Genomic DNA, 5292 nt, shown 5'->3' with positions numbered 1-5292 from the left:
GAAACGACAAAGGACAACTGGGAGACGGCACGACACAAAACCGGACAACGCCAGTAGCAAGTGTACGAGTGATTACGCCCAACCAGTTGATAGCAGTCCCAAGCTCTATCCAGTTGCTTCCAGAACAAAACAAGCCGTTGAAAGTAACGGCAACCTATGCAAGCGGCGACTCGCAAGATGTAACGACGCAAGCAACGTATGAAAGTAGCCATCCCGAAATCGCTGCCGTAAATGCGACAGGTGTAATTACAGCCGGAGGAACAGCAGGGACAGCGACGATTACAGTTCGTTATTACAACCAGACACTCACCATTTCAGTACAGGTTAAAGAAATAGCCCCTCAAGCCAAACGCCTGTCAACAGGTAGCTATCACGCCCTGATGATCAAGGAAGATGGAACAGCCTGGGCATGGGGTCGAAACGACAAAGGACAACTGGGAGACGGCACCACTATAAACAGGATAGTTCCTGTTCAAACGAATGGACAATAGCATGGAGGTAAACAAAATGAAAAAAAGAAGCACGATTGTCAAAAGAGTAACCAATCTGTTTTTAGCATCGATGACCATTCTTGCCCTCGCACAAAATCCTGCACATGCAGCAGATAGTATGGTGAGCAGTGCTGCGGGGAATAAGCACTCTCTTGCTTTGAAGGAAGATGGAACAGTTTGGGCGTGGGGGGACAATACTAGTGGTCAGCTAGGAGATGGCACTACGGTTCGAAAGAATGTGCCGGTTCTGGTAAAAGGATTGATAAACGTTACGCGCATTTCAGCAGGAAGTGAGTATAGCATGGCTTTAAAATCTGATGGAACAGTCTGGAGCTGGGGGAATAATAGCTCAGGCCAGTTGGGGGACGGGACAACAAACAGCAGTATTACTCCAGTTCAAGCAGTTGGTCTCACCGACATAGTCGAGATAGCTGCCGGATCTTCTCATGGATTAGCCCTGAAAAAAGATGGGACAGTTTGGATGTGGGGATCATTTTTAGACAGCAACTATCAGCAGCCTATTAAAGTAGCAGATATCGACGATGTAAAGGATATTGCTGCAGGGCAAGGAGTTAATCTTGCTGTCAAAAAAGACGGAACTGTCTGGGCATGGGGGGCAAATAAATTTGGTCAACTAGGTTTAAACCACACCAATAACGTACCATCTCCAACAAAAATAGTCTCTCTTTCCAATATTGTGTCGGTGGCGGCAGGAAGTGTATGCGGCTATGCCCTTGATATAGATGGAAATGTTTACGCTTGGGGAGACAATTATTTTGGCCAATTAGGTGATGGTACGAATAAAAACAGATACGCACCAGTGCAAGTAATCGATTTAACTGACGTTGAAGAAATTGCTAGCGGGGCTAATGCGGATCGTGGCTTAGCCAGAAAAAAAGATGGGACCATTTATGCTTGGGGATCTGGTGACTATGGCTCACTCGGCAACGGCACAACTACTCATAGCAACAAACCCATCCAAATCACACTCCCCTAACCAACACCAATCCCCCCTTCTCACCAAGGGGGGACTACTACCCATGATGGAGGCCCTATGAAACACCTTTCCATAAAAGCACTCATCTACCTTCTCTGCCTGGCCCTATGCATCACCCTGCTGCCACCAGGAGCAGCCTTGGCCAACGAACCATCCCAAGAGCCGCTCCCACAGGAATCGCAGGACACACCAACCACCGCATCCACACCGGAAGCTGTGACCAACGAACTCCAGCAGTCCATCGCGGACGAACAGCTTGTTCCGATCGAACAACAACCCGCGAAAAGCGATCCGATCACCTTTACCGAAGCGGATATCGCCAAGCTGCCCTGGACACAACTGGATGCTTCCACCGCCAGCGAAATCCACCGCACGTTTGACCGGGAGCTATTGACATTTGCCGCCTATTTCTACTCGGATCTGGAACAGCTCCTCACCGAAGAAGAGCGCGCGCAAGCCAAAGCCTTCACCGACACGGACCTTCTTTCCCGTTATCAATCGGTGACGCCGGACCAGCAGCAATGGCTCCAGAAGCTCACACCGCTTATCCCGGCGAAAATGGCGGAAATCCGCAAGCTCGCGGAAACGATGGACATCCAGGCAGCGACGCCGCTTCCGCCTACGCAGTACACGGAAAAAGAGCAAGAGTTTCACTTCGCCCGTTCCAAGACCGAATCATCGGTAGACGACGTGTACCGGGCGGCCAATCTGGTCGAGCAGGATGTGTACCTGCAAGGCAAACATGGCATGGACGTGGTCCTGCAACGCCGCTACCATTCTCTGGGCAGCAAAATCAGCGTGCCCGGCTGGAACGAAACCGAGACAGGCAACGAAGCCCATTCCTCTCCGGAACGATTTGCAACCGGCTGGGACTTCAACGTGCCGAAATTGGAGATCGTCTCCCGCGAGCACTCCGCCTCTGTGAGCGACGATTCCCGCAACCCGGGGCAAGAAATCTACACCACCCGGGTCTATGATCTGCCGGCGGGCAACCGTTATTTTATTACGCTCGAAGACGGAACGTCGCTCGAATATCACTACAACCAGTTTGTCAATTATCCGTACAAAGATGCCAGCTTCTCCGTGGAGCGACTGAACAGCAACTACACCTTGTCCTTCCGCAACTGGATTTACGAGTTTGATTTGCTGAGAGGGACGATCGTCAAATCGAACATCTACGGCGATAAAATCACGTACACGGTCAGTAGTGACGGCGAGCTCATCTCCATCGAGGACAGCGTCGGGCGGTATGTGGTCCTGAAAAGAAGGGGTGTCAACGACCGGACCCAAGACCTGATCGTCTACAAGGACAAATCGGAGACGACGGTGCTCAAGCACATCCGCTACCATTTGGAACAAAAATCGGGCTTGGCCATCTACACCCAGCTCACTCGTGTAGAGGTGCTCCCGCCAGGCGGCAAAGGAAACGGCGCGTACACCACCGCCCGCTACTCGTACCATAACCCGCGCACCAAAGGAATGGCCTATTTCAATCTGAACAAAAAGTACACGTTAGACAAGGTCGCGACGGATCAAGCGCTCCAAGAGTCGCCGAAATATTGGGCCGAAGACAAAAAGACGCGGAAGGAACTCGACTATTTGCTCATGCAGGAGGCCAGCTACCCGCTGCAAGGGCTGTCGATCCAGTATGAGTACCGACCGTACCAGTTAGACCAGACGTCGATCAAAGACGGACTGGTACGCATGTTCCAAGACCGTTACGCCCTCAGCTACGTCTCCTATCACCCGGTGAACAAGGTCACGTACAGCTACGCTCTGCAAACGCCAAAAGGCACGAACACGTACCGTTTGGAAAAAAGCTATGCCGACAACGACACCTTTTACGAAATATGGAAAATGCCGAAAGAGCAGCTGCCCCGGCTGAAAAACATGGCCGATCGGCATGGCGATACGTTCCAGGTCACGGAAACGGAGCCGTCCCGCTACACCCGTTCGCTGTTTTACCGCATCAACGCAGACGGAACGCCGCTGCTGCGAAGCGCGAAGACGACCGGAATCAGCCAGGGAGGAACGTCGATTGCCGGGGCGAAATATGCCGTATCGTACAACCCGACAACGTATACCACCTATGCCTATTCCGGCCGCCAGACGAAGCCGACCTACCAGTACGTATTTCTGGAACCCGTCTCCGTGTCCGACCCGGATGTGTTTTCGTCCTATTTAAAAGAACCCGTTCTGTCCAAGCGCGCCGCGTACGCCGCCAAACTCAACAACTACGCGCAAGAGACGTACTACGAATACAACGAGTACGGGCATCTGGTCAAACAACTCGCGCCAGACGGCATCTTGACGACATGGACGTACGATCTGGAAAGCCAAGGGAGATTCCGCACCTTTTCCTTGCTGAAGGCGACGCGGACGCAAGCCACCGCCGCTTCCGGCGATCCGTATTACTCCAATCTGTCCTACGAGTACAACGATCAGTATTTGCTGCGAAAAGAAACCGAGATCTACTCGTATCCAGCGAATCTGGCGGGGTACAAAAGCCAGACGACAGAGCGCACCTACGAATACACGAACAAACAGCTTTACTCGGTCACGGAAAACTTCGGCGGCAAGACGAGAACGCAAACGTTTCCCGCCTACGACGCCTACGGCTTGCAGCCAACGCAAATCACGGTGGCCGGGGTCGAGCTGGAAAGCGGCAAGACCGACGTCCTGACCTTCTCGCTAGACATTGACGAGCAAAGCCAGGTCAAAAGCCAAACGTACCCGGACGGGGGCAAAGTCACCTACGACTACGACACGCTGGGCCGTCTCCTTTCCGAGAGCTATCGGAATCAGGGATCAACGCGCACGATTTCGTACACGTACCGTGATGGCGATGCCACGGGCACCAAGACAGCAGGGCCAGGGGTGGTCGAACGAACCTTGCCAGACTCGTCGCGGGTTATTACGTACTACACTCCGTATGGCGATATCGCCTACCAGGAGCAAAAGGGGAAAAACGGCGGCACGCGCCCGCTCGTGGAAAATGAGTTTACGCCAGACGGTTTGCAGGTCAGCCGCACGATTCCCTACGGAAACCAGGCCAAGAGCACCTCTTATGCTTACGATTGGGACGGCTTTGTCTACCAAACGACGAACGCTCTCGGAACGACCCGCTCCCATCGCAACAACGCCTACCGCGACGGCAGCAGCTACTTGCCGCGCCTGACCGAACAAACCGTGGCACCAAACGGCTACATCGTCACCACCTACCGCGACCTGTACGGCCGGGTAGAGAGCACCGAGGAAACGACACAACAAGACGGAAAGCGCCGCATTACGTATATCCAGACAGACCGTTTCGGAAAAGTCACGGACAAAGAAGTGACCGACGGCAGCACCTCCCAACGCTGGACCTTGCGCTACGATGCCAACGGCCAACTCGTTTACCTGCGCGACCCGGAGAACAACGTCAACGAATACGGCTACGACGGACTCGGCAACCTCGTCACCGTCGTCGAAAATGGCACGACCTCCGCCTTGTACACGTATAACGCGCTGTCCTGGAAACTATCCGAAAAGAACCCGGAAACTAAAGCCGAGCAGTACACCTACGACAAAAACGGCTCGGTGAAAACCTTCCAGGACAAAAACGGCGTCCTGTTCAGCTACCAATACTCGCCGTTTTACGAAATGACGAAAGTATCTGCTGGCAATGGCTTCTACGAAGAACGCACCTACGATCCGCTCGCTGGCTCGCTTTTGACGGAAACCAACAACTACGGCCAAACCGTCCGCTACAGCTACGACGAGTTCCGCCGCCTGAACAACCAGACGATGATGGGAAAAGACTAC

At 53.2% G+C, this 5292-nt stretch carries 3 protein-coding genes; all 3 read left to right on the top strand.

Features of this window, described 5'->3' with window-relative positions; all coding sequences use genetic code 11:
* Nucleotides 1-491 (top strand): Ig-like domain-containing protein (locus EDM60_RS28280; protein WP_208715264.1); only part of this gene is annotated, 491 nt, incomplete at its 5' end.
* A 16-nt stretch (nt 492-507) separates the two neighbouring features.
* The gene (locus EDM60_RS28275) at nt 508-1488 is read left to right on the top strand and encodes an RCC1 domain-containing protein (RefSeq protein ID WP_122966898.1); all 981 of its coding nucleotides are present in this window, start codon (nt 508-510) and stop codon (nt 1486-1488) included.
* Nucleotides 1489-1626: 138 nt separating this feature from the next.
* On the top strand, nt 1627-5292 hold a 3666-nt coding region (locus EDM60_RS28270), incomplete at its 3' end, for an RHS repeat domain-containing protein (protein WP_482758291.1).

This window comes from Brevibacillus parabrevis (assembly GCF_003710905.1).
Classification (GTDB): Bacteria; Bacillota; Bacilli; order Brevibacillales; family Brevibacillaceae; genus Brevibacillus; species Brevibacillus parabrevis.
The sequence above is the reverse complement of the archived record's forward strand: the minus strand, read 5'-3'. Positions and strand labels throughout refer to the sequence as shown.

Coding starts and splice junctions, on each gene's coding strand:
- EDM60_RS28275 (WP_122966898.1), top strand. CDS start 508: ATGAAAAAAAGAAGCACGATTGTCAAAAGAGTAACCAATCTGTTTTTA.